The sequence below is a fragment of the Sphingomonas pseudosanguinis genome (assembly GCF_014196255.1).
GTDB classification, from domain to species: Bacteria; Pseudomonadota; Alphaproteobacteria; order Sphingomonadales; family Sphingomonadaceae; genus Sphingomonas; species Sphingomonas pseudosanguinis.
In genome coordinates, this window is record NZ_JACIDH010000007.1 from 111,409 (window position 1) to 134,004 (window position 22,596).

General features: G+C 67.6%; 25 protein-coding genes and 1 pseudogene. 7 read left to right on the forward strand and 19 right to left on the reverse strand.

Annotated features, from left to right (window positions below; translation table 11 throughout):
* Window positions 1-399: 399 nt before the first annotated feature.
* Window positions 400-651 (reverse strand): hypothetical protein, encoded by a 252-nt coding sequence (locus GGR48_RS09810; RefSeq protein ID WP_183951733.1) that lies wholly within the window; start codon window positions 649-651, stop codon window positions 400-402.
* Window positions 652-744: 93 nt separating this feature from the next.
* Window positions 745-1,710 carry a cysteine synthase A gene (locus tag GGR48_RS09815; RefSeq protein WP_183951734.1) on the reverse strand — a complete coding sequence of 322 codons (966 nt, stop codon included), beginning with the start codon at window positions 1,708-1,710 and terminating at the stop codon, window positions 745-747.
* 169 nt (window positions 1,711-1,879) lie between these two features.
* Between GGR48_RS09815 and GGR48_RS09820 the strand changes: the two genes are divergently transcribed.
* From GGR48_RS09820 to aat, 3 genes are all read left to right on the forward strand, one after another.
* The gene (locus tag GGR48_RS09820) at window positions 1,880-2,266 is read left to right on the forward strand and encodes a hypothetical protein (protein ID WP_183951735.1); all 387 of its coding nucleotides are present in this window, start codon (window positions 1,880-1,882) and stop codon (window positions 2,264-2,266) included.
* Window positions 2,267-2,386: 120 nt separating this feature from the next.
* Window positions 2,387-3,100: an AAA family ATPase gene (locus GGR48_RS09825; RefSeq protein WP_183951736.1), complete on the forward strand. Its 714-nt coding sequence runs from the start codon at window positions 2,387-2,389 to the stop codon at window positions 3,098-3,100.
* Window positions 3,097-3,843, forward strand: coding sequence for a leucyl/phenylalanyl-tRNA--protein transferase (gene aat, locus GGR48_RS09830; RefSeq protein WP_183951737.1), 747 nt, complete (start codon window positions 3,097-3,099; stop codon window positions 3,841-3,843). The genes GGR48_RS09825 and aat overlap by 4 nt, the downstream gene beginning before the upstream one ends.
* Before the next feature lie 35 nt (window positions 3,844-3,878).
* Here aat and GGR48_RS09835 read toward each other — a convergent pair.
* The 5 genes and pseudogenes from GGR48_RS09835 to GGR48_RS09855 all read right to left on the reverse strand — a co-directional run.
* Window positions 3,879-4,112: pseudogene (locus tag GGR48_RS09835) on the reverse strand (DUF2155 domain-containing protein); the annotation flags it as partial.
* A 206-nt stretch (window positions 4,113-4,318) separates the two neighbouring features.
* Window positions 4,319-4,711: an NADH:ubiquinone oxidoreductase subunit NDUFA12 gene (locus GGR48_RS09840; RefSeq protein ID WP_183951738.1), complete on the reverse strand. Its 393-nt coding sequence runs from the start codon at window positions 4,709-4,711 to the stop codon at window positions 4,319-4,321.
* A 32-nt stretch (window positions 4,712-4,743) separates the two neighbouring features.
* A complete protein-coding gene (locus GGR48_RS09845; RefSeq protein WP_338110543.1) occupies window positions 4,744-5,247 on the reverse strand; it encodes a DUF192 domain-containing protein in 504 nt (167 codons plus the stop codon).
* Window positions 5,244-5,813 carry a cold-shock protein gene (locus GGR48_RS09850; protein WP_183951739.1) on the reverse strand — a complete coding sequence of 190 codons (570 nt, stop codon included), beginning with the start codon at window positions 5,811-5,813 and terminating at the stop codon, window positions 5,244-5,246. Before GGR48_RS09850 ends, GGR48_RS09845 begins: the two co-directional genes overlap by 4 nt.
* A gap of 114 nt (window positions 5,814-5,927) precedes the next feature.
* The gene (locus GGR48_RS09855; RefSeq protein ID WP_240456220.1) at window positions 5,928-6,413 is read right to left on the reverse strand and encodes a RecX family transcriptional regulator; all 486 of its coding nucleotides are present in this window, start codon (window positions 6,411-6,413) and stop codon (window positions 5,928-5,930) included.
* A gap of 174 nt (window positions 6,414-6,587) precedes the next feature.
* On the opposite strand from GGR48_RS09855, the gene GGR48_RS09860 reads away from it, so the two are divergent.
* Window positions 6,588-8,342, forward strand: coding sequence for a fatty acyl-AMP ligase (locus tag GGR48_RS09860; RefSeq protein ID WP_183951740.1), 1,755 nt, complete (start codon window positions 6,588-6,590; stop codon window positions 8,340-8,342).
* A gap of 295 nt (window positions 8,343-8,637) precedes the next feature.
* On the opposite strand, the gene GGR48_RS09865 is transcribed toward GGR48_RS09860, so the two are convergent.
* The 7 genes from GGR48_RS09865 to GGR48_RS09895 all read right to left on the reverse strand — a co-directional run bounded on the left by GGR48_RS09865 (window position 8,638) and on the right by GGR48_RS09895 (window position 14,532).
* Window positions 8,638-8,976, reverse strand: a complete 339-nt coding sequence (locus GGR48_RS09865; RefSeq protein ID WP_240456183.1) for a DUF3140 domain-containing protein — start codon at window positions 8,974-8,976, stop codon at window positions 8,638-8,640.
* A 47-nt stretch (window positions 8,977-9,023) separates the two neighbouring features.
* A complete protein-coding gene (locus GGR48_RS09870; RefSeq protein ID WP_183951742.1) occupies window positions 9,024-10,373 on the reverse strand; it encodes a hypothetical protein in 1,350 nt (449 codons plus the stop codon).
* Window positions 10,374-10,716: 343 nt separating this feature from the next.
* Entirely contained in the window at window positions 10,717-12,141 is a 1,425-nt protein-coding gene (gene lpdA / locus GGR48_RS09875) for a dihydrolipoyl dehydrogenase (protein WP_183951743.1), read from the reverse strand.
* Window positions 12,134-12,466: a hypothetical protein gene (locus GGR48_RS09880; RefSeq protein WP_206362551.1), complete on the reverse strand. Its 333-nt coding sequence runs from the start codon at window positions 12,464-12,466 to the stop codon at window positions 12,134-12,136. The genes lpdA and GGR48_RS09880 overlap by 8 nt, the downstream gene beginning before the upstream one ends.
* 104 nt (window positions 12,467-12,570) lie before the next feature.
* The gene (locus tag GGR48_RS09885; protein WP_183951745.1) at window positions 12,571-12,957 is read right to left on the reverse strand and encodes an acyl-CoA thioesterase; all 387 of its coding nucleotides are present in this window, start codon (window positions 12,955-12,957) and stop codon (window positions 12,571-12,573) included.
* A complete protein-coding gene (locus GGR48_RS09890) occupies window positions 12,954-13,166 on the reverse strand; it encodes a hypothetical protein (RefSeq protein ID WP_183951746.1) in 213 nt (70 codons plus the stop codon). Before GGR48_RS09890 ends, GGR48_RS09885 begins: the two co-directional genes overlap by 4 nt.
* A 19-nt stretch (window positions 13,167-13,185) precedes the next feature.
* Window positions 13,186-14,532 (reverse strand): pyruvate dehydrogenase complex dihydrolipoamide acetyltransferase, encoded by a 1,347-nt coding sequence (locus tag GGR48_RS09895; RefSeq protein ID WP_183951747.1) that lies wholly within the window; start codon window positions 14,530-14,532, stop codon window positions 13,186-13,188.
* Between the two features lie 130 nt (window positions 14,533-14,662).
* Between GGR48_RS09895 and GGR48_RS09900 the strand changes: the two genes are divergently transcribed.
* Complete coding sequence (locus GGR48_RS09900) at window positions 14,663-15,118, forward strand: universal stress protein (RefSeq protein WP_183951748.1); 456 nt, start codon at window positions 14,663-14,665, stop codon at window positions 15,116-15,118.
* 246 nt (window positions 15,119-15,364) lie between these two features.
* A complete protein-coding gene (locus tag GGR48_RS09905) occupies window positions 15,365-16,627 on the forward strand; it encodes a M20/M25/M40 family metallo-hydrolase (RefSeq protein WP_183951749.1) in 1,263 nt (420 codons plus the stop codon).
* A gap of 106 nt (window positions 16,628-16,733) precedes the next feature.
* Here GGR48_RS09905 and GGR48_RS09910 read toward each other — a convergent pair whose 3' ends face one another.
* From GGR48_RS09910 to GGR48_RS09930, 5 genes are all read right to left on the reverse strand, one after another.
* Complete coding sequence (locus tag GGR48_RS09910; RefSeq protein ID WP_240456182.1) at window positions 16,734-17,717, reverse strand: RcnB family protein; 984 nt, start codon at window positions 17,715-17,717, stop codon at window positions 16,734-16,736.
* Between the two features lie 139 nt (window positions 17,718-17,856).
* On the reverse strand, window positions 17,857-18,351 hold the full coding sequence (locus GGR48_RS09915; RefSeq protein WP_183951751.1) for a GAF domain-containing protein: 495 nt from the start codon (window positions 18,349-18,351) through the stop codon (window positions 17,857-17,859).
* A gap of 57 nt (window positions 18,352-18,408) precedes the next feature.
* Entirely contained in the window at window positions 18,409-20,187 is a 1,779-nt protein-coding gene (locus tag GGR48_RS09920; protein ID WP_240456181.1) for a methyl-accepting chemotaxis protein, read from the reverse strand.
* Window positions 20,188-20,384: 197 nt separating this feature from the next.
* A complete protein-coding gene (arfB, locus tag GGR48_RS09925; protein WP_183951752.1) occupies window positions 20,385-20,810 on the reverse strand; it encodes an alternative ribosome rescue aminoacyl-tRNA hydrolase ArfB in 426 nt (141 codons plus the stop codon).
* Between the two features lie 10 nt (window positions 20,811-20,820).
* Entirely contained in the window at window positions 20,821-21,465 is a 645-nt protein-coding gene (locus GGR48_RS09930) for an RluA family pseudouridine synthase (protein WP_183951753.1), read from the reverse strand.
* Between the two features lie 49 nt (window positions 21,466-21,514).
* On the opposite strand from GGR48_RS09930, the gene GGR48_RS09935 reads away from it, so the two are divergent.
* Entirely contained in the window at window positions 21,515-22,288 is a 774-nt protein-coding gene (locus tag GGR48_RS09935; protein WP_183951754.1) for a M15 family metallopeptidase, read from the forward strand.
* The last annotated feature ends 308 nt before the right edge of the window (window positions 22,289-22,596 follow it).

Genomic DNA, 22,596 nt, shown 5'->3' on the forward strand with positions numbered 1-22,596 from the left:
ATGGGACTTATGCGATGAACCGCCGGGCGCATGACGGGAAACGCGCCCAAGCCTATTAACCACAAAGCCCGGAAATCCGGGCTTATGGTGCCCTTTCCCCGATTTTCCCCGGCGATTTGCGGCGGTCGTTCGGCGCGACACGCGGGCCCGAAATTTTACGATCGAGCCTGCATCTCCGGGTCCGGAATCGGCATGTTCCCGATTCGGTCCGGAATGGACGGACCTGGGCTGAATCGGCGCTCGCCTTACTCCTCACCTGGAAGGAGTGATGGCAGGCCGAAAGCCTGACGGATGAGTGTCGCCGATGGTGAGGTCAGAGCTTCGTTCGCCGCCAGTTACGCCCCTCCACCATGCTGCGCATGCCCCCTCCCCTTGCAGGGGCGGAATAGAGAGGGAGGATCAGGGTTGCGCCGACTCCGCCGGTGCCTGGCTGTTGACCGGCGCGGGGGCCACGCCCAGTTCGGCCAGCGGCTCGTTGGTCGGTGCGGTGGTGTTGGTCGCGGCCATATCGGCGACCATGTTGGTCTGGGCCGCCCCCGCGACCGCCGCCGGCGGTTCGTCGCGGTTCAGCGAGCCGAGGATCGTGCTGGCGAGCGCGATCAGCAATATCACGGCGGCCAGGCCGATCATGCCGACTTTGACACGCTGCATGATATGATGGTGGTCGTGTGACTTCATGGAATTCTGTATCACTATCGTGCGCCTGCGCTTCTGTCGACCGCCGGACGCAAACGGTTCCGGCGCTTACAGTCCCTTCTCGGCCCGCCACGCCGGGTCATGGAGCGTGGAGAGGTAGCGAAACCCCGTATCGCACAAAATGGTTGCGATCCGCTTATTCGGCCCCAGCGAACGCGCCAGCGCCACCGCACCCGCGACGTTGATGCCCGAGGACAGGCCAAGGCACAGCCCCTCCTCGCTCAAAAGCCGCTGCACCCAGTACCAGCCATCGGCGTCGGAGATGCGGAACTGCGCATCGACCGGCGCGCCGTCGAGATTGGCGGTGATCCGCCCCTGCCCGATACCCTCGGCCACCGACGACCCTTCGGACTTCAGCTCGCCACAGGCATAATAATTGTAGAGCGCCGCGCCATGCGGGTCGCTGAGCGCGATGACGACATTCTCATCATGCGCCTTCAGCCCCATGCCGACCCCCGCAAAGGTGCCGCCGGTCCCCGCCGCGCAGGTGAAGCCGTCGACCCGCCCATGCATCTGGTTCCAGATCTCCTCGGCGGTGCCCACGATATGCGCGCGGCGATTGGCGATATTGTCGAACTGGTTGGCCCAGATCGCATTCTCCGTCTCCTCGGCGATCCGGCGCGAGGTGTGGACGAAGTGACAGGGGCTGGAATAGGGCGCGGCCGGCACCAGGACCAGCTCGGCCCCGAGCGCGCGCAGCGTGTCCATCTTCTCGCGACTCTGCGTCTCGGGCATCACGATGATCGTGCGATAGCCCTTGGCGTTGGCGACCAGCGCCAGCCCGATGCCGGTATTGCCCGCCGTCCCCTCGACGATCGTGCCGCCGGGGCGCAGCGCGCCGCGCGCCTCGGCATCCTCGACGATGAACAGCGCGGCGCGATCCTTCACGCTCGCCCCCGGATTGGCGAATTCGCACTTGCCGAAGATGTCGCATCCGGTGGCCTCGCTCGGCCCTTTCAACCGGACGAGCGGGGTGTTGCCGATCAGGGCCAGGGTATCGGGGGTCGCATCCATGATCGCTAGATGGCCTCTGCCCCGGGCCACGGCAAGCAAAGCCTTGCTTGCCCACCCCAAAGCCCCATCATCGACCGGATCGCGACGTCCGCTTGCACCATTCCGGTGAACGCTACGGCATCTATCGACTTGACGCATGGTTGCTGCATTTGCGAAGCACCGCCCCGCTATGAAGAGCCTCCTCCCCCTCATCGTCGCCGCACCGCTGTTCGCCCTGGCAGCGTGCAATTCGCAGCCCAGCCAGCCCGAGGTCGTCGACACCAATCCCGACCCCATGGCCAACATCCTCGCCAATCGCGCGCCGGTGGAACTGCCGCCCGCGATCAAGGCCGACAAGACCTTCCGCTGCAAGGACCAGAGCCTGGCCTTCGTCACCTTCTTCCAGGGCGACAAGCAGGCCAATGTCCGCCTGAAGCAGGGCGACACCCCGGTGAAGCTGACCGCGCCGGCCGCCGGTGAGGCGCTGACCGCCGAGGGCGGCTGGAAGATGACGGGTGACGAGAAGAACATCACCCTGACCACCCCGAACAAGGCCGCGCAGACCTGCCACGTCTGAGGCCATGAAAGCCTTCGCGTTCGAATATCGGACGATAGGGACTTGATCGAAAACCGGCCGGCGGGGATACCTCCGCTGGCCTTTTTCTTGTGAGGTACAGCCGGGAGGTCGAAGAACCGCGTGGCCGCGATCGCGATTTACAGTCTGAAGGGGGGCGTGGGAAAGACCAGCATGGCGGTCAATCTCGCCTGGTGTGCCGCAAGTCTTTGTGCGCGCCGGACTTTGCTATGGGACCTCGACCCCCAGGCCGCCTCGACCTGGCTGCTCGGCGGCCCGGCGCGCGGGGATCAGGCGCAGGCCATCTTCTCGCGCGACATCGCGGTCGACCGGCTGGTGCGCAAGACGGACATCCCCCGCCTGTCGCTGATCGGGGCCGATGATTCGCTGCGCGGCCTAGATTTCCTGTTCCATGCGCTCGACAAGAAGAAGCGGCTCGACAAGCTGATCGACGGGCTGGACGATTACGACCGCATCGTCCTCGACTGCCCGCCCGGCCTGACCGAGACGACCGAACAGGTGCTGCGCGCCGCCGATCTGATCGTGGTGCCGGTCGTCCCCTCCGCGCTCGCCACCCGCGCGCTGGAAGTGGTCGATACGCATGTCCGCGGCCGGGTGCCGCTATTGCCCGTCCATGTCATGGTCGACCGCCGCCGCAAGCTCCATGCCGAGGCGGTCGCCGCCCAGCCCGACTGGCCCGTCATCCCGATGGCGAGCGTGGTCGAGGCGATGGGCGAGCACCGCGCCCCCGTCGGCGCCTTCGCCCCCCGCAGCGCGGCGACGCAGGCCTATAGCGAGTTGTGGCGCACCGTCGAACGGCGGCTGACCAGCAGATGAGCACCGGGGCCATCGAACGCCTGACCCCGCACCTCGTCCTAGGGGCCTATGCGGTCGGTGTGTTCCCGATGGCCGATACGCGCGATACCGATCACGTCTATTGGGTGGAGCCGCGCAAGCGCGCCGTCCTGCCGCTCGACGGGTTTCATCTGTCGCGCTCGCTGCGCAAGACGGTCGCATCCGACCGGTTCCGCGTGACCGCCGACACCGCGTTCGAATCGATCATCCGGCTATGCGCCGAAAGCGTCGCCGACCGGCCCGAGACCTGGATCAACTACGCCATCGAGCGGGTGTTCATCGACCTGTTCGACATGGGCTTTGCCCATTCGATCGAATGCTGGGACGGCGACGAGCTGGTCGGTGGCCTCTATGGCCTGAGCCTGGGCCGCGCCTTTTTCGGCGAATCGATGGTCAGCCGGCGGACCGATGCGTCCAAGGTCGCGCTGGTCTGGCTGGTCGCACGGCTGCGCGCGGGCGGCTATAATCTGCTCGACTGCCAGTTCCAGACGCCGCACCTCGCCACCATGGGCGCGGTCGAGATCGGGCGCGACGATTATGTCGCGCTATTGTCCGATGCGTTGGCGGGCGTGGTCGGCCCCGGTGCGTCCGCCGCCGGAGCCTCAGCCCCCGGCGATTTCGGCGCGCTCGACCGTCTGGGTGCAGGCCCCGGCGCTGCGGCCGGCACCGTGTCGGGACCGGTTTCGGGCCAGGACATCGTGCAGTTCTTGGCCCAGACGTCATAGACCGGATGCTGGACGACGTTCAGCGCCGGCCGTTCCTTGAACACCCAGCCCGAAAAGACACGCCGCCACTTCTGATCCGCGCCATGCACGTCCAGCTGGACGAAGGCCCCGGTCAGCTGCTCGGTTTCCCAGGACGCTGTCTTTTCGCAGGCGCGCAGGCGGACGATCGCGTCGCCGACACGCACCGCCTGGCCGGGCTTGAGCGTCAGCTCGCGCGATACGCCGTTCCGCTTGTTGAGCAGGCCGACCACCGCCACCCGCTCCGCCATCGGCGTGCCACCGGTCGGCAGGCCCGCCTGGCCCGCATCGACCGATTCGATGCCCGACGCGCCGCCGGGGCGATCGGGCAGGATCTGGCTGACGGCCGATTCGTCGCCACGCGCCGCGCGATCATCGGTCAGCGCCTGATAGCCGAACCAGCCACCGGCCCCGAGCGCGGCGGCCAGCACTGCGCCGGCCAGCCAGCGGGTCTTGTTCACCCCTCGGGCGTCCAGGCTTCATAGTCGCCGGTCGCGGCGGCACGCTGGCCACCCTTTTCCAGCGCGCCCGACGGACGATAGGCGAGCGCGGTGCCCGTCATGTTGGGGATGGCCGGCTTCTGCCAGGCGCGACGCGGCGGCAGCGAGCGGTCGGGCACGTCCTCGACCTGATGATGCAGCCAGCTGAACCATTCCGCCGGCACGCGGCTGGCATCGTTCGAGCCCTTGTAGATGACCCAGCGGCGCGGACGCCCGGCGGTGTCGCTGCCGCCCTCGTAATAGACGTTGCCGTGCGCGTCCTCGCCCACCTGCGCCTTGCCGCGCAGACCGAACCAGGTGCCAATGGTGGCGCCGTTCCACCAGGTGAAGGGATTGAGGTTGATGCCCATGACGCGCCGTGTAGCCCGGCTCTCGCCAGCCTTCAACCGCGTTCCGCGTCGCGCGGCCAGGAGACGGCGTCCCCTTCCGAAATGCCGAGCTCGGCCGAACGCCCGCCGACCAGCTCCAGCACGGCCGCGACCGGCTCGCCCGAGGGGACCGGCGCCTCGCTGAACGGCACGGTGTTCTCCGCGATGCGCGCGATCGTGCCGTCGGCGCGGATGAAGAGGATGTCGAGCGCGGTCGGCGTGTTCTTCATCCAGAAGGATGCCTCGCGCGGTGCGGTGCCATCGGGCGGATAGGGCGCGAACAACATGCCGCCATCGGGCGTCAGGTCGGTACGGTACATCAGCCCCTGCGCCTGCTCGCCCGTGGTCCTGGCCCGCTCCACCTGGAAGACATGCGCGCCTTGCGCGGTGCGGATCGTCACCGGAATGGTCGCGGCCTTGCGCGCCTCGGTGCTCTCGGCCTCCTGCGTGGCGGCGCCGGAGCATCCCGCCAGCGCGATCGCGATGGCCAGCGCCGCGCATGAACCAGGGCGAATCACGCCGCCCCCCGCGCCGTCACCGCCACTGCCAGCGGCCCTTTCGGCCCGTCGACGATCCGCGCTGCCAATGGCTGGCCGGGTTCGACCTCGACGATGCCGCCACGCCGCAGCGTTTCCATGTGTACGAAGATGTCCGCCCCGTCGCTGTCGCGCAGCAGGAAGCCATAGCCCTTCAGCCGGTTGAACCATTTGACCGCGACACCCTCGGCCTCGCCCGCCTGGTCGACCAGCGCGGTGGGATCGATACGATCGGGCGAGCGTGGGCGCTTGGGCTGTTCGGGCACGGCATGGGTCAGGTCGATCGAGACGACTTCGCGCGCCTGATAGCCGCGCCCGCGTTCGACCGCGATCATCTCCACCCGTGCGCCCTCGGGCAGGCTGCGCCGGCCATGCGCCTGCAGCGTGGTGAAGTGCAGCAGCACATCCCCATAGGTCAGGTCGTCCGCGACCGCGAAGCCGAAGCCCCGCGTCACATCGAACCATTTGACGACCCCCGCCAGCCTTACGGCGTTGTCCGCCGTCTCGCCTTCGAAGCCGCCTCCTTCATTCGGCGTATCTTCCAGCATCTCATGCACCCTTGAAGGCTATTGCTAGCATCATTGCTCGCAGTCGCAACGTAAGGCGGCGCATTTTTCCTGGTCCGATCTGGGACCGATACCAAAAATTCGTTTGTTTTTCCGTCAGCCCTCGTCGTCGTCCAGCATTTCGCCCGGCGCCGCCGACACGATGCGGCGCGCCAGGGCCATGTCGTGGCCCGCCCGCATCATCGCCGCGAACTGCTTTTCCCGCACGACGCGGTCGGTCTCTCCATCCCCGAACGGCCCGATTCGCCGCCGCCGGGCAAAGGCCAGCGCGGCATCGCGTGCCGCCTCGGCGACCTGGGACGCGACCGCCTCGCTATCCTCTTCCCCGATCCGCGCCGCGTGCAGTGCCTGACGCACCCGGCGCGCGCCCAGCCCCCGCCGGGCCAGCGCGGCGGCCTTCGCCTCGGCATAGGCGCGGTCGTCGATATAGCGCAGTTCCACCATCTTCGCCGCCAGCCCTTGCGGGTCGGGTGCGCCCTCGCCCGCCCAGCCGCGTTCGCGCAGCTTGCGGCGCAGATAGTCGATCAGCTTGCCCTCGGTGGTCGCGAACCGCTCGACATAGCGCAGCGCCAGCCGCTCCATCAGGGCGGGATCAAGGGGCTTGGGCGGGCGACGTTCGGCGGACACGCCTTGTTTGTGCCACAGTGACCACGGATTTAGAACGCGGGAAGCCGCTATTGTCGGCGAATACGGAATCGCTCGTCCCCGCCGGTCGGTGGTACGAGGCGCAAAAGCATAAGGAACGAAGGCAAGGCCATGACGATCGAGCACCATCAGGACGACGCGCGCGCCATCATCGCGACGCCGACCGAAGATGCGCTGCCGCGCCGCTTCGCCGACTTCGCGACGTTGGGCGAGGCGCTGGACTATGCTGCCGCCGGCTCGCGCGGGCTGAACTTCCATGACGCGCGCGGCACCCTGACCCGCCCCTATCCCTTCCGCGAACTGCGCGAGGATGCGCTGGCCTGCGCCCGCCGCCTGATCGCCAGCGGCGTGCAGCCCGAGGAGCGCATCGCGCTGGTCGCCGAGACGGGCCCGGAATTCGCCGCTTTGTTCTTCGGCGTCGTCTATGCCGGCGCCTGGCCGGTCCCGCTGCCGCTGCCGACTTCGTTCGGCGGGCGCGACAGCTACATCGAACAGCTTCGCGTCCAGCTCGCCAGCTGCGACCCCAAGATGCTGATCTTCCCTCCCGAACTGGCGCAGATGGCGGGCGCCGCCGCCGAAGCGGCGGGCGTCGAGGGGATCGACTGGGACAGCTTCGCCAAGCGCGAAGCCCCCGAAGCGACGCTGCCCGAGGCGAAGTCGGACGCGATCGCCTATCTGCAATATTCCAGCGGCTCGACCCGCTTCCCGCATGGCGTGGCGATCACCCATCATGCGCTCTTGAACAACCTGGCCGCGCACAGCCATGGCATGAAGATTCAGGAGAGCGACCGCTGCATCTCCTGGCTGCCCTGGTATCATGACATGGGTCTGGTCGGCTGCTTCCTGTCGCCGATCGCCAACCAGGTTTCGACCGATTACCTCAAGACCGAGGATTTCGCGCGCCGCCCGCTCGCGTGGCTCGACATGATCAGCCGCAATCCGGGCACCTCGGTCAGCTATTCGCCGACCTTCGGCTATGACATCTGCGCGCGCCGCATCTCGTCGCAGACCAAGGCGTCGGACCGCTTCGACCTGTCGCGCTGGCGGATCGCGGGCAATGGCGCGGACATGATCCGCCCCGACGTGATGCAGAGCTTCGTCGACGCCTTTGCCGATGCAGGCTTCCCCGCCACCGCCTTCCTGCCCTCCTATGGCCTGGCCGAGGCGACGCTGGCCGTGTCGATCATGCCGCCGGGCGAGGGTATCCGCGTCGAACTGGTCGAGGAAACCCAGTTGTCGGGCGGCGCGCAGGGCACCGATCGCCCGCAGCGTTTCCGCGCCATCGTCAATTGCGGCAAGCCCGCGCGCGACATGGTGATCGAAATCCGCGAGGAAGACGGCACCCCGCTCCCCGACGGCGCGATCGGCAAGGTCTGGTGCAAGGGCCCGTCGGTCATGGTCGGCTATTTCCGCGACCAGGCCGCGACCGATGCCTGTCTGGTCGATGGCTGGCTCGACACCGGCGACATGGGGTACATGTCGAAGGGCTATATCTACATCGTCGGCCGCGCCAAGGACATGATCATCGTAAACGGCCGCAACCACTGGCCGCAGGACATCGAATGGGCGGTCGAGCAGCTGCCGGGCTTCAAGGCCGGCGACATCGCCGCCTTCGCCATCACCACGCCGGGCGGCGAGGAAACCCCCGCCGTGCTGGTCCAGTGCCGCAGCTCGGACGATGAAGAGCGCCTGCGCCTGCGCGACGAGATCCGCGAGCGCGTGCGCGCGGTGACCGGCATGAACTGCGTGATCGAACTGATCCCGCCGCGCACCCTGCCCCGCACCAGCTCGGGCAAGCTGAGCCGCGCCAAGGCCCGCAACCTGTATCTGGCGGGCGAGATCAAGCCGTACGACGTCGCGGCCTGATTTCGGCCTGACGGTCTAGAAAGGGGCTCGGTCGAAAGGCCGGGCCCCTTTCCGTTTCCCACAAACTCCGTTCAGCCTGAGCGAAGTCGAAGGCCAAGGGCCACACTCTCCAATCCGCTACCCCGGCGGGGGCCGGGGTCCAGTTGGGGTGAACGATCGAGCGCGCCACGGGCTAGCGGGCTATCGAGCCACGGTCTTCGTTGGGGTGGTATTTATCCTTGGGCAACCCTTCGCCCGTAGCCTTCGACTTCGCTCAGGCTGAACGGAGCGTGGGGAATGCCGGATGAGGCCAGCCTCAATCCTTCAACGGATCATGCCCCCAATTCATCAGCGAGTAGCGCCACGGCGAATGCTCAACATCCTTGTCCGGCCCGCCCTGCTTCAGATGGCGGTGCACATAGCCGACGACCTTCTTCATATGCGCATAGTCGTCGTCAGTCAGATCGGCCTTCTTTTTATGCTTGATCGCGACGATCTTGCGACCTGAATCATGCCCGACGCTCTCGTCGGAGCCGCCCTTCTTCTGGCCGACCTCTTTCGATTCGTCGGTATCGAGGAACTTCTCCAGCTCGGCGGGGGCCATGTTCACGGCCTCCTTGAAATCGGCGTAAATCTGCTCGTGGTCGTCGGCCATCATCGGCTCCTTTCGCGGCGATCAACGCCGCCCGGCCGATTTCGGGTTCAGCCGAGCATCCCCTGATAGCTTTGCGGCGGCACGGGCAGCGTCGCGCGCGTCGCGGTGCCGACGACCAGGATCAGGCCAAGCACCACCGCCGTCGCCACGACGATCCGCCGATCCCCCCGCCATGGGCGCGCCAGCACCAGCCCGAGTGCGCAGGCGATGATCGCCCAGAGATGATAGCGGAAATCCGACGCCACGCTGATGACGAGGAAGCTCGCCTCCTGCCCCAGCGTCGAGGCGAACAACGCCCCCGCCAGCCCCGCCCCACGCGTGACCGCCAGCCCCCCGGCGGCGAGCACCAACCAGACGATGGGCCACATGATCGGCAGGTCGACCCAGGCCCCCGCCATCGTCTGCCACGCCAGCGCCACCCGCCCCGGCTCCCCCAGGCCGATCGCGTTGGGTTCGGTCGACTGCGGCGGGTCGGCATTGATCCAGCGCGCCGGCACCGCCCATCGCCAGGTCGAGTTGAGGTGCGTCAGACGCTGGGCTGCATAGGCGAAGGGATGATGCACAATGGCGGGGGCGAGCCGCGCATAAAGCGACCCCGGCGCCATCGCCTGGAACCGGGCGAGCAGCGTGCCGCACCGGTCCGGCTCCCCCAGCGGGTCCCAGAAGAACGGCCGGACACAGGCCTTGGCCCGCAGCCCATCCACCTCCGCCGGCGTGAAGCCCAGACGCGGGTCGTACGGCACGCGCACCGCGATCCCCGCCAGATCGTAGAGCGCCTGGGCGCGCGCCACCCCGCTCGCCTGCGCGCCGAGCAACCGGTGGTTGACGACCGGCGCAACAGCGAGCGTCGCCAGCGTCAGCGCGGTGGTGAGCGCGATCCGCCGCCCCCAGCGCTCGGCGAGCAGGAACGCGACCAGCGGCGCGATCGCGAAGATGGCATTGGCGCGGACCAGCGCGGCATAGACCAGCAAGACCGCGACCAGCAGCCAGGCCCAGCCCGGCACCGCCCGTCCGCGCAGCCGCCACCAGCCGACCAGCCCCACCGCCGCCAGCGTCGCAGCCGTCATCTGCGCATCCTTCAGCACCGAGACCTGCCAGCCCAGCCAGGGCGGCACCAGCCCGATCGCCAACACCGCCAGCGCCGCGCGCGGCCGCCGATCGACGATCCCCGTCGCGATGCTGCCCAGCCCGAGCCACCAGCCCGCCAGCTGAAGCACCAGCATCGGCCCCGCCCCCTGCCGTCCGAACAAGGACCAGAGCCGCGCCATGATCGGCGGATGCCAATCGTTGTAATGCCCGCTCAGCACCTGATCATATTGGGTGACGCTGTCATATTGCGCATAACCCGGCGCGAAGACGAGGACGCTCAGCCCGAACAGGATAAAGGTCGCGATCATGATGCGCAGGCGGTGGGAATGGGCTTGGGTCAAGGCGCGCCGATCAACTGGGTCGATAGCTCCGATGCGGCCAAATCCCCTCGTTTCGCAAGCGGAATGCGGCTGAATGGATGCGATCGGGCGGTGGGGACCGGGATTGATCCGGGGCTGCCTTCGATTCGGTGACGCTACTTGAGGAAAGCGTCTTGCGTGGCCTTCGACTTCGCTCAGGCTGAACGGAGCGAGGGAATGGCATCACTTCCTAACCCGTTCAGCCTGAGCGAAGTCGAAGGCCAAGGGAATTCCCCAACGAAAAAGGGGCCCGCAATCGCGAGCCCCCTTCCCATAACCGATGGCGTAATAATCAGATGTGGATCGCGCGCCCATAAGCCGCGAGCCCCGACTCGTGCATCGATTCCGAGATGGTCGGGTGCGCGAACACCGTTTCCATCAACTCGGCCTCGGTCGTCTCCAGCTGGCGGGCGACGACATAGCCCTGGATCATCTCGGTCACTTCCGCGCCGACCATGTGTGCGCCCAGCAACTCGCCCGTCTTGGCGTCGAACACCGTCTTCACGAAGCCCTCGGCCTCGCCCAGCGCGATCGCCTTGCCGTTGCCGATGAAGGGGAACTTGCCGACCTTCACCTGATAGCCGGCTTCCTTCGCCTTCGCCTCGGTGAAACCCACCGACGCGACCTGCGGACGCGAATAGGTGCAGCCCGGGATGTTGCCCTTGTCCATCGCGTGCGGGTGGACATCCTTGTTGCCCAAAGCCTGCGCGATGGCCTCGGCGGCGATCACGCCCTCATGGCTCGCCTTGTGCGCCAGCCACGGCGCGCCGGTCACGTCGCCGATCGCCCAGATACCGTCGACATTGGTGCGGCCATAGCCGTCGGTCTTGATGTGACCGCGATCGGTCTCGATACCCAGCTTGTCCAGACCGATATTCTCGGTGTTGGGGACGATGCCGATGGCGACGATGGCGTGGCTGAATTCGGCCGTCTCGACCTTGCCGTCCGGGCCCTTCATCGCGGCCTTCACGCCGGACGCGGTGGCTTCCAGCTTTTCCAGACCGGTCTTGGTCTTGATCGTCATGCCGAACTTGGTCAGCTGCTTGGTCATGAACTCGCTGACTTCGGCGTCCTCGACGGGCATGATCCGGTCGAGCATCTCGACGATGGTCACTTCCGCGCCCATGTCGTTGTAGAAGCTGGCGAACTCGACGCCGATCGCGCCCGATCCGATGACCAGCAGCTTGGTCGGCATGGCGGGCGGCACCATCGCATGGCGATAGGTCCAGATCCGCTCGCCGTCCGCCTTGGCGAAGGGCAGGTCGCGGGCGCGCGCGCCGGTGGCGACGATGATGTGCTTGGCGGTCAGTTCGGTGGTCTTGTCACCCTGGACGACCGACAGCTTGCCCCCATTCTTATCGGCGCCCGTAATGGTGCCGACGCCCTCATGGACGGCGACCTTGTTCTTCTTCATCAGGCCCTTGACGCCCGCATTCAGCTGGCCCGCCACCTTGCGGCTGCGATCGACCACCTTCTCCAGGCTGAACGAGGGCTTCTCGACCGACAGGCCGTACTGCGCGGCATGGGTCATGTAATGATAGACCTCGGCCGAGCGCAGCAGCGCCTTGGTCGGGATACAGCCCCAGTTGAGGCAGATGCCGCCCAGCCGCTCGCGCTCGACGATCGCGACCTTCAGGCCGAGCTGGCTCGCGCGGATCGCCGCGACATAGCCGCCGGGGCCGGAGCCGAGGACGATAAGGTCGTAAGTGTCAGCCATAACGCATCCTTGTCACGAAAAACCCAGTGAAGGCGCCGTAGGGCACTGCATACGCCGCCGTAGTGAAACCGGGCGGCATGAAGAAACTGAGCGGGACGATTGCCCCCGCCAAAGCTCCAACCATGCCACCAAAAATACTATTCCCAATCAGGGATCGTCCAAGGTACCGCGACGCGACGAAGGCCAGCGGGAACCCCACGATCAGCATGAAAGGGCCGCTGACAATCGCCGCCGCACATGACGATATGATTGCCAGCATCACAAACCCAAAAACTTCCCAGAGGCTCGGCCACCCCCATGGCACCGATTCATAGATCGCAACCATTCCGAACGTCATGGGGAGCGCCGTGAACGAGCCACATATCCACGCCCTTCCACAAGCCGCGAAGACACTGGGACCATCCACTGCCTCCGCATCGTCCATGGACCTTACCCCGCCATCGGCGGAACGGTACGCGGCTTGCGGTCCCGGTCGGTCGCCACGAACACGAAGCGCGCCTGCGTCACCTTGGTCGCATCCTCGACATGGCGGGCGCGGCGCCAGGCCTCGACCTCGATCGTCATCGACGTGGTGCCGACGCGGACGAGCTGGGCATAGACCGAGACTTCGTCGCCGACGAGGACGGGGGCGTGGAACTTCATCCCCTCGACCGCGATCGTGACCGCACGGCCGCCCGAATGACGCGACGCCACCGAGCCGGCCGCGAGGTCCATCTGGCCCATCAGCCAGCCGCCGAAGATGTCGCCATACGGATTGGCGTCGCCGGGCATCGCGGTGACGCGGATGACGGGGACGAGATCAGGCAGCGTGCTCATTGTTCGGAATGCCGGCGGGCCATGCGGTCGGCGATGCGCGCGCGGTGGAGCGGGCCGATGCCCATCACCACCGTCGCGACCATCGCCGCCGCCCCGCACCACCAGATTTCGGCGCGGGCCAGAGGATAGGCCCAGGCGGCGGCGCGGGTCATGATCACCGCCGCCACCAGCCCGAGGACGATGTAGAACAGCTCGATCCGAACCCGCATGGCCCCCGCCCCCGGACCGTCAGGCCAGCATCGCCAGCGGACGCTCGACCAGCTCCTTGAACACCTTCATCAGCTCGGCGCCGTCGGCCCCGTCGATCGCACGGTGGTCGAAGCTGCCGGTCGCCGACATGACGGTCGCCACGCCCAGCTGGTCGTCGACGATATAAGGGCGCTTCTCGCCCGCGCCGATCGCCAGGATCATGCCCTGCGGCGGGTTGATGACCGCCTCGAACTGCTTGATGCCGAACATGCCCATGTTCGAGATCGAGGCCGTGCCGCCCTGGAATTCATGCGGCTGCAGCTTGTTGTCGCGGGCGCGGGTGGCCAGGTCCTTCATCGTGGTCGAGATGGACGACAGCGAACGCGTATCCGCCTCCGACACGATCGGGGTGATCAGGCCGGCCGGGGTCGACACCGCGACCGAGATGTCGGCGCGCTTGAAGCTGATCAGCTGGTCCGGCGTGAACATGACGTTGCACTTGGGCACCGCCATCAGCGCGACACCCAGCGCCTTGATGAGCATGTCGTTGACCGACAGCTTCACACCGCGCGATTCGAGACCGGCGTTCAGCTCGCCACGCAGCTTCAGCAGCGCGTCGAGGCGCACGTCCACCGTCAGATAGATGTGCGGAACCTGCTGCTTCGACTCGGTCAGGCGGCGCGCGATCGTCTTGCGCATGTTGGACAGCTTCGACGCTTCGTGCGGGATGTCCGGCACCTGCGCGGGCTTGGGCGCGGCGGCCGGGGCGGCAGCGGCTTCCGACGACGAAGCGCTAGCAGCGGGAGCGGCGGCCTTGGCCTGACCCGGCTGCGCATTCTCGACGTCGGCCTTCACGATACGGCCGTTCGGGCCCGAGCCGGTCAGCGCCGACAGGTCGAGGCCCTTTTGCGAGGCGATGCGACGCGCAAGCGGGCTGGCGATCGCGCGGCCATTGCCGGCGCTCGATCCGCCCTGCTTGCCCGAATCGACGGGCTTGCCGTGATCCTCGGCCTGGGTCAGCGTGCGCTCGGCGGGCTTGGCTTCGCTGCCGGTCTTGTTGGGATCGGTCGGATCGGTCGGCATGGGGTTGGCCGGGGCCGGGGTTTCCGACTTGGTGGGGGCCTGGACCGACGAAGCGTCCTCGCCCTCTTCGGCCAGGATCGCGATGACGGTGCCGACCTTCACATTGTCGGTGCCCTCGGCGACGAGGATCTTGGCGATGACGCCTTCATCCACCGCCTCGAATTCCATCGTGGCCTTGTCGGTTTCGATCTCGGCCATGATGTCGCCGGACTTCACCGTGTCCCCTTCCTTCACCAGCCATTTGGCCAGCGTGCCTTCCTCCATGGTCGGCGACAGCGCGGGCATCTTAATCTCGATCGACATGGAGGTCCTCTCGGGGGAAAACGAATTCCGTAGCGGCCCGTCTCTTGCGCCCGAATTGCGCTCGGTCAAGTCATGGCCTTGCATGAAATACTATGTAACGGCATCCGTTGGAGACAATTAGGGGGCCGCGATGCGTATCTATCTGGTCGTGATCGACGACAGTCCGGAATCCAGGATCGCCCTGCGCTTCGCCGCCAGGCGTGCGGTGAAGACCGGCGGCGGCGTCGAAATCCTGACGATCCTGCCGCCGCAGGAGTTCATCGCGTTCGGCGGCGTGCAGGCGACGATCGAGGACGAGGCGCGCCAGCAGGCCGAGGCGCTGGTCGCCAGCGCGGCGGGCGCGATCCTCGACGAATCGGGGCTGCGTCCCGCCATCACGGTGCGCGAGGGCGACGGGCCGAAGGTAATCCGCGAACTGATCGCCGCCAATCCGGAGATCGCGGCGCTGGTGCTGGGAGCCGCCGCGAGTGGTGCACCGGGGACGCTGGTCAGCCATTTCTCGGGCACCGATGCGGGCGCCCTGCCCGTGCCGATCATGATCGTGCCGGGGTCGCTGACGCTGGAGGCGATTGATCGGTTAAGTTGAGAGGGGAATCGCGTGGCCTTCGACTTCGGCGCTAGGCGCCGAAGTTTATCCTGAGCGGCTGGCTTGCCAGCCAGCCAAAGGGCTCAGGCTGAACGGAGGTTTGGACGCCCTTGAACTCGGCCGGTATTCCTCAAACCCGTTCAGCCTGAGCGAAGTCGAAGGCCACGCCCGGCACTCTGCCCCAGGCCAGTCTCGTGATCGATCAACCACTTGCCACCCCCGCCCCGCTCGGCCAGTCTCGCCCGCATGATCCTCCCCCTGCTTCTCGCCGCCGCCGCGACACCGGCCGCCGCCCCCTCCCCCGCCCGGCTGAAGGCCGATGTCGAAGCGCTGGTCGGGTTCGGCACGCGCCATACCGCCTCGACCACCACCGATCCCAAGCGCGGCATCGGCGCGGCGCGCGACTGGGCGGCGCGGCAGTTCGAGACGATCGGGCAGAGCTGTAACGGCTGCATCACCGTCGAGCGGATCAACCGTCGCTTCACCGGCCCGCGCGCACCGAACGGCGTGATGGTCGAGGACGTGCTGGGCATCCAGCGCGGGCGCGATCCGTCGCGGGTCGTCATCGTCGGCGCGCATATCGACAGCCGGGTTACCGACGTGATGGACGCGACCTCCGACGCGCCGGGGGCCAATGACGACGCCTCGGGCGTAGCGCTGGTGCTGGAGGCGGCACGCCATCTGTCCAAGCAACAGTTCGACGCGACCATCGTCTATGCCGTCTTTTCGGGTGAGGAGCAGGGCCTATGGGGCGCGACCCTGCTTGCCGATACCGTCAAGGCCCGGAACTGGCGGGTGTCGGCGATGCTCAACAACGACATCGTCGGCAACACGATCGGCCAGGGCGGCGTGCGCGAGGCGCGCTGGGTCCGTGTCTTTTCGGAAGGCATCCGCGCGTCCGAAGGGCTGCCCCAGCAGATGCAGCGGCGCGGAAACGGCGGCGAGGATGACGGCCCCAGCCGCGCGCTGGCAAAGGCGATCGACGGCATCGCCGACAAGCTGGGCGGGCTGGACGTGTTCCTCGACCGCCGGCCGGACCGCTTCGGCCGTGGCGGCGATCACGAGCCGTTCCTGAAGCTGGGCTATCCCGCCATCCGCTTCTCGGTCGCCAATGAGGATTGGGACGCGCAGCATCAGGACCTGCGCAAGGAAGGCAATGTCGCGTTCGGCGACACGATCGACAAGATGGACTTTCCCTATCTGGCGAAAGTGACGGCGATCAACATCGCCACGCTCGCCCGGCTGGCCGCCGCACCCGCCGCGCCGGACAAGGTGACGATCAGCGGTGCCTTGTCACGCGATACGAAGGTCGAATGGGCGGCCGTGCCGGGGGCCGTCCGCTACCGCGTCCATTGGCGGCGCAACGATGGTCAGGAGTGGACTCAGTCGCGCGACGTGACCGAGCCGGGCACCGTGCTGACCCAGGTGCCGGTCGACGATCACTTCATCGGCGTGTCGGCGATCGCGGCGGACGGCGCCGAAAGCCTGGTCACCTTTGGCGGACGCTGATCGGGTCGTAGGGTAAAAGGATGCCGCTCCGTGGGAGTTGGTCGGAGCGGCATCCCATATTTCGACCCGGCGTCTCCTCGGGTCGAACTCCCCCCTGGGGAAGGCGTCAGCGACGAACCAGCTTGCTCCGGGTGCGTATGCGGCGCGGGGCCGTGCGCACAACTTCGGTCGTGGTGGTGGTCGTCGTCACCGGCGGACCCTGTACGACAACCGTGGTCACCGTGGGGGCCGGATAATAATAGCCGCCTTCATAATAGCCTGGCCGGCCTGACGCAAGCGTACCGACGGTCGTCGTCGTCGTGACGGTGCTGCCGTCGCGCGTCACCCAGCGGCGTCCGGTCGCGGGCGGCGGCGGCGGTGGAGCATAGTCGTCCCGATAGCCATAATCGGGCTGACCATAATCGTCATAGCCCGGCGCCATCCGCGTCCGCCGATCCTCGGCCCGGTCGATCGCATAGCCCGCCGCCGCGCCGACGCCCGCCCCGATCAGCGTACCGCCCAGCCGATCGTCACGCCCGGCAATGACGTTGCCGGCGATGCCGCCCGCCACCGCTCCGATCGCCGCGCCGCCCAGGCCCCGGTCACGCCGGACCGGCGAAGGCGGTGGCGGCGGATAGCCGGCCCCCGCATAATCGGGCGCGCCCGCCCCGTCCCAGTCGAGGCCGGCCATGCTGTCATAGACCCCACCGCGCGGATCGATCAGCACCGCATCGTCATAATAGCGCGACCAGCGATAGCCCGCCGGCGGCTGCGGCAGGCGATAGACCGCCCAGTCGTCGATCGCGAAGCGCGGGCTGTTCCAATAGCCGGGCAGGACGGTACCGCGCACCGGCCGGCGATAGGCGGGCCAGCCGCCCGGCGCATTCGCCCCACCCCACCAGCGACCACCGACCAGGCTGCCCCAGCGGTCGCGGCGCACCGGCCCGGTGCCCACGGTGCGCGTCGTCACCTCGGGCCGGACCATGGTCGGCGATGCGGTGTCGATATTGGGCCGCGGATAGCTGGCGCCGGCGCGCAGCGGGGCACGCTCCTGCGCCACCACCGGTGCGCTCACCATGGTGGCGAGGGATAGGCTGATCAGATGCGACAAGGTCCGCATGGCGTGGCAAATTTCCCCTGTTTCAAGGCTTGGACGTCCCCCCAAACGCCCGGGCCGCAACAAAGGTTTGTTACCAGCGCGGCCCTTTTGCCGATAGCGCCGCGCATCGTCCCGAATCGGGTCAGACGGGTCAGCTCGCCTTGCCCGCGAGCCGGGGGGCGAGCAACGTCATCAGCGCTTCGCAGCCCGCCTGATCCTCGGCATCGAAACGGTCGGGGACCGGGCTGTCGAGATCGAGCACACCGAGCACCTGGCCGTCATGGACGATCGGCACCACCAGTTCGGACCGGCTGGCGGCGTCGCAGGCGATATGGCCCGGAAAGGCGTGGACATCGGCCACGCGCTGCGTCTCGCCGGTGGCGACGGCCGCGCCGCACACGCCCTTGCCGACGGGTATGCGGATGCACGCCGCCTTGCCCTGAAACGGCCCCAGCACCAGTTCGCCCGCCACCATGCGGTAGAAGCCCGACCAGTTGAGATCGGGCAGATATTGCCCGATCAGCGCGGCGGCATTGGCCATGTTGGCGATCGCGTCGGCCTCTCCGGCGGTCAGCGCGTCGAGCGCGGCGTGGAGGTCATGATAAAGCTCCGCCTTCGATCCGGCGGCGATGTCGAACTGATACATGGCCCGAATGTAGTCGGCCGGGGGCGCTGCGTCATCCCCCGGCCGGCCCGATCGCGATCAGCTCGCCAGCGCCAGCCTGGGACCGGACCGCCGCATCTCGACCATGGCGTGATGGCCGCCCCGCTGGGCCGCGTCATGGCCCAGCCGGAACTGCGCGACTTCGCGAGCCAGCACATCGGCCTCGGCCGCCAGTTGGCGCGCCGCGGCGGTCGCCTGTTCGACCATCGCCGCATTCTGCTGGGTCGTACCGTCCATCTCGGCGACGGCGGTGTTCACCTGCTGCAGCCCCGTCGCCTGCTGCTCGGCGGAGGCGGCGATGTCGGAGACAAGCGTGCTGATCTCGGCGATGCGCTTGAAAATCGTCTCCAGCGAGCGCCCCGTCTCGCTGACCAGATCGACGCCCATGCCGACCTGGGTCGTCGAGGCCTGGATACGGTCCTTCACGTCCTTGGCCGCATCGGCCGAGCGCTGCGCCAGCGCGCGGACCTCGCTCGCGACGACCGCAAAGCCCTTGCCCGCGTCACCGGCGCGCGCGGCTTCGACGCCGGCGTTAAGCGCCAGGAGATTGGTCTGGAAGGCGATACCGTCGATGACGCCGATGATCTCCGAAATCTCGCTCGATGAGCGTTCGATCGCGCCCATCGCGTCGACCGCGCGGCGCACCACATCACCCGACTGCTCTGTGTCCTTGCGCGCCGCCGCGACGATCGCGTTGGCGCGGTTGGCCCCGCCGGCGGTGGCGCGAACGCCGGTCGTGATCTCGTCCATCGCGGCGGCGGTTTCCTCCAGGCTGGCCGCCTGCTGCTCGGTCCGCTGCGACAGGTCGTCGGAGGCCGATCGCACCTCGCCCGCCCCGGTCTTCACATGCCCCGCCGACTGGGCGACCCGCGCCAGCGTCTGCGCCAGCCGGTCCATGCTGGCGTTGAACGAACGCGCCAGCCCCTGATATTCGATCGGCAACGTATCGCCGACCCGGTGGGCGATATTGCCATGGCCCAGTTCGTCCAGCGCCGCCGCCAGTTCGCGGACGACCAATTCCTGCTTTTCGACATTGGCGACCTGCGCCAGCGCCGCGCCACGAAACACCTCGACCGCCGAGACCATGGTGCCGATCTCGTCGGCCCGCCCGCCCCCGTCGAGCGTCAGCGTCAGGTCGCCATCGGCCATGCGACGCATCGCATCCGCCGTGCCGCCGACCGGCCCCAGCACCCGGCGAAGAATATAGAAGATTCCCCCCGCCATCATCGCCGCCAGGATCAGGCCGAGCACGGCCAGGATCGCCAGCGTGCCGTGCAGCTTCGACAGGCTGAATGCCGCCACCTGGGACTTGGCGGTCGCGACGTCCTCGACCAGCGCGTCGATCGCCTGACGGTGCGCGGTGTAGAGCGCGGTCAGCCGCGCATAGCTGGCCTGCATCGCGGGGCGATCGCCACGCCGGATCGCCGGCAAGGTCGTCTGGTCCAACTCCTGCCAGAACGCATCGGCCGGACCGCCCGCGCGGTCGACCAATTGCCCCTTCAGCCCCTGCTCGATCCCGGACGCCTTCCACCGGGCGAGGCTGGCGCGGAAATCGGTTTCCAACCGCTTCAGGCGCGGACCACGATCAGCCAGCGATGCCGGATTCTGGACCAGCAGCGTCGCTTCCAGATAGGGTTCGATGATATAGGCCGGGGGCGGCAGGATGTCGGCCTGAAGGTCGCCGATCGCCTGATTGGCCTCGTCCACCGGGCCGCCGATCCGGATCGTGTCGATCTCGAATCCGGTCACCGCTCCACCGAGCAGCAAAACACCCAACGCCACGACGCCGCCCGTGCGGCACTTACTCTTGATACTCAAAGGACAACTCCTGGTTGCCCCGGAGATGCGTCACCACCCACTAATGATAGGTTATTTATGAGTTGGAAATATTTGTTTCATGATTGCAACGGCTTGATCAAATATTTCAAATTGTATTGGTTTTACGTACAGTAATTTATGACATAATCTTCATGAAAACTTGGGAGAATTGAGCATGTTGGGCCGGCCGGGCCGAATCAATCGAAGCGGACCTTGCCCCGTCCCGCCTTGACCGCGCTGCGCCCCTTCTTGGCATCGACACGACGGGTCTGGGACGCCTTGGTGGGCTTGGTCGGACGGCGCTTCTTGGGCACCAGCGTCGCTTCGCGGACCAGGGCGATCAGCCGTTCGCGCACCTCACGCCGGTTCATCTCCTGCGATCGGCTGGCATCGGCGCGCAAGGTGAGGACGCCGTCACGGCTCAGCCGCGTGCCCGCCAGCACCGCCAGCCGCATCTTCACCGCCTCTGGCAGGCTGGGCGAGTTGGCGACGTCGAACCGCAGCAGCACCGCGCTATCGGTGGTGTTGACATGCTGTCCACCCGGCCCGGAGGCGCGGGTGAAGCTCTCGCCGATCTCGCGCTCGTCGATCGCGATGGCGCGGGTCACCGGGATCAGCGCCATCGCCCGCGCCCTATTCGGTGAACGCGCCGAAGCGTTCGGGAAGCGGGGCCTCCGCTATGATCGGGTCCTTGGCCTCGCCACGCGGAACGGTCAGGCTGGCGGCGTGGAGCAGCATCCCCCCGGCCTCGCCCGCGCCGTACACCAGATCGCCGACGACGGGCGCGCCGAGCGCGGTCGCGGCATGGACGCGGATCTGATGCGTGCGCCCGGTCTGGGGCCGGAACTCGACCAGCGTACGCCCGCCCTCATGGCGCAGCGCGCGCCAACCGGTCCGCGCCGCCTTGCCCGCCGGGTCGGCGACGATCCGCCAGCCTTCCTCGATGGTCGACACCTTCGCGAGCGCCAGGTCGATCATCCCCTCGCCCTCGACCACGCCGTTCAGCACCGCCAGATAGCGCTTTTCGACCAGGCCGCCCTCGAACGCCTGCTGGAAACGGGCATGCGCCTTGGGATTGCGCGACAGCAACAGGCAGCCGCTGGTGTCGCGGTCCAGCCGGTGGACCGGCACCGGCCAGCGTTTGAACCCGAATTTGAGCGACTCGAGGTGATTTTCGAGGCTGATCGATCCGTTGCGGGGCCGATCGACGGGCAGGCCCGCCGGCTTGTCGATCACCAGCGCCTCGCCGTCGATGAATAGTACGCGATCTCCGTGCATGCCGCTCCCTTGCCACCGCGCGCGCCGACATGCCAGAGGCGCGCGCGTCATGCCCCCGCTTCCCGCCGCTTTCCTGCGCGCCGTCGCGCTTCTGTGCTTCGCCGTAGCGCCCAGCCTTGCCCAAGCCCAGTCCTGCGACGGCGTGCTACCCTCGCCCGGCCCCGATGGCCGTCTGGCGGGACACTTCCCCTATGGCGACGCGCCGTCCTCCGAACTGGTCGAGGCGCCGGCGGGCTTCGCCATCGGCCAGCCCTGCTATGTCCGGCGCGAGATGCTACCCGATCTGGAGCGGCTGCTCGCCGCCGCACGTGGTGACCCGGCGGTGATGGGCCAGTTGCGCGCGCTGTCCTGCCACCGCGCGATCGCCCGGCAGAACCGCGTCTTCTGCCGCGACCGGGAAAGCAGCGCGGCGGAGCGCGCCGTATCGGTGGCGCCGGCGGGGCATAGCGAACATGCCACCGGCTATGCGATCGACTTCGCCGTCCGCCCTGCCAATGGCTGCCCGGATGCCGAAGCCTGCATGGCCGCGACGCCCGCCGCCCGCTGGCTGTTCGCGAACGGGCCGCGCTTCGGGTTCGAGATGAGCTTTCCTGCGGGTAATAGCCAGCGGGTGAAATGGGAGCCGTGGCACTGGCGCTGGGTCGGCACCAGCCCGACCGCGCCCGGCGCGGCGCAAGCGCGGGCGGTGTTCGCCAAGGCACGCGCGCAGTTTCCCGCCAATCCGGGCGTGCGCGATCCGTTGCGGGTGGAAGTGACCAGTCCGCCGCCGGTGCCGGTGGTGGCGGCTCCGCCCGTTCCGGTGAAGAAGGGGAAACGGCGATAGGGTTTCCCTTGGCCTTCGACTTCGCTCAGGCTGAACGGAGGGCTAGGATTAGAGCTGCCTTCGCCGATCACCCCGACCGCCGTTCACACTGAGCGGAGGGTTGGGATCGGAGCCGCCTTGGCCGATCGCCCCGACCTCCGTTCGCACTGAGCGAAGTCGAAGTGCACGTCCGGCGGTAGCCACAAAGACGAAGAAGCGGTGATAACGAATCCCGTGGCCTTCGACTTCGCTCAGGCTGAACGGAGTTTAGGGATGATTGTCCTCCACGGCCGTTCAGCCTGAGCGCAGTCAAAGGCCACGTCCCAACG

Excerpts from the sequence above, each read along its gene's own strand:
- GGR48_RS09930 (WP_183951753.1), bottom strand. The coding sequence starts at position 21,465 with ATGCACGGAGATCGCGTACTATTCATCGACGGCGAGGCGCTGGTGATC.
- GGR48_RS09815 (WP_183951734.1), bottom strand. The coding sequence starts at position 1,710 with ATGGATGCGACCCCCGATACCCTGGCCCTGATCGGCAACACCCCGCTC.
- GGR48_RS09840 (WP_183951738.1), bottom strand. The coding sequence starts at position 4,711 with ATGGGCATCAACCTCAATCCCTTCACCTGGTGGAACGGCGCCACCATT.
- GGR48_RS09820 (WP_183951735.1), top strand. The coding sequence starts at position 1,880 with ATGAAGAGCCTCCTCCCCCTCATCGTCGCCGCACCGCTGTTCGCCCTG.
- GGR48_RS09810 (WP_183951733.1), bottom strand. The coding sequence starts at position 651 with ATGCAGCGTGTCAAAGTCGGCATGATCGGCCTGGCCGCCGTGATATTG.
- aat (WP_183951737.1), top strand. The coding sequence starts at position 3,097 with ATGAGCACCGGGGCCATCGAACGCCTGACCCCGCACCTCGTCCTAGGG.
- GGR48_RS09880 (WP_206362551.1), bottom strand. The coding sequence starts at position 12,466 with ATGGTTGCGATCTATGAATCGGTGCCATGGGGGTGGCCGAGCCTCTGG.
- GGR48_RS09870 (WP_183951742.1), bottom strand. The coding sequence starts at position 10,373 with ATGATCGCGACCTTTATCCTGTTCGGGCTGAGCGTCCTCGTCTTCGCG.
- GGR48_RS09860 (WP_183951740.1), top strand. The coding sequence starts at position 6,588 with ATGACGATCGAGCACCATCAGGACGACGCGCGCGCCATCATCGCGACG.
- lpdA (WP_183951743.1), bottom strand. The coding sequence starts at position 12,141 with ATGGCTGACACTTACGACCTTATCGTCCTCGGCTCCGGCCCCGGCGGC.
- GGR48_RS09855 (WP_240456220.1), bottom strand. The coding sequence starts at position 6,413 with ATGGAGCGGCTGGCGCTGCGCTATGTCGAGCGGTTCGCGACCACCGAG.
- GGR48_RS09905 (WP_183951749.1), top strand. The coding sequence starts at position 15,365 with ATGATCCTCCCCCTGCTTCTCGCCGCCGCCGCGACACCGGCCGCCGCC.
- GGR48_RS09935 (WP_183951754.1), top strand. The coding sequence starts at position 21,515 with ATGCCCCCGCTTCCCGCCGCTTTCCTGCGCGCCGTCGCGCTTCTGTGC.
- GGR48_RS09885 (WP_183951745.1), bottom strand. The coding sequence starts at position 12,957 with ATGAGCACGCTGCCTGATCTCGTCCCCGTCATCCGCGTCACCGCGATG.
- GGR48_RS09900 (WP_183951748.1), top strand. The coding sequence starts at position 14,663 with ATGCGTATCTATCTGGTCGTGATCGACGACAGTCCGGAATCCAGGATC.
- GGR48_RS09890 (WP_183951746.1), bottom strand. The coding sequence starts at position 13,166 with ATGCGGGTTCGGATCGAGCTGTTCTACATCGTCCTCGGGCTGGTGGCG.
- arfB (WP_183951752.1), bottom strand. The coding sequence starts at position 20,810 with ATGGCGCTGATCCCGGTGACCCGCGCCATCGCGATCGACGAGCGCGAG.
- GGR48_RS09865 (WP_240456183.1), bottom strand. The coding sequence starts at position 8,976 with ATGGCCGACGACCACGAGCAGATTTACGCCGATTTCAAGGAGGCCGTG.
- GGR48_RS09850 (WP_183951739.1), bottom strand. The coding sequence starts at position 5,813 with ATGCTGGAAGATACGCCGAATGAAGGAGGCGGCTTCGAAGGCGAGACG.
- GGR48_RS09895 (WP_183951747.1), bottom strand. The coding sequence starts at position 14,532 with ATGTCGATCGAGATTAAGATGCCCGCGCTGTCGCCGACCATGGAGGAA.
- GGR48_RS09915 (WP_183951751.1), bottom strand. The coding sequence starts at position 18,351 with ATGTATCAGTTCGACATCGCCGCCGGATCGAAGGCGGAGCTTTATCAT.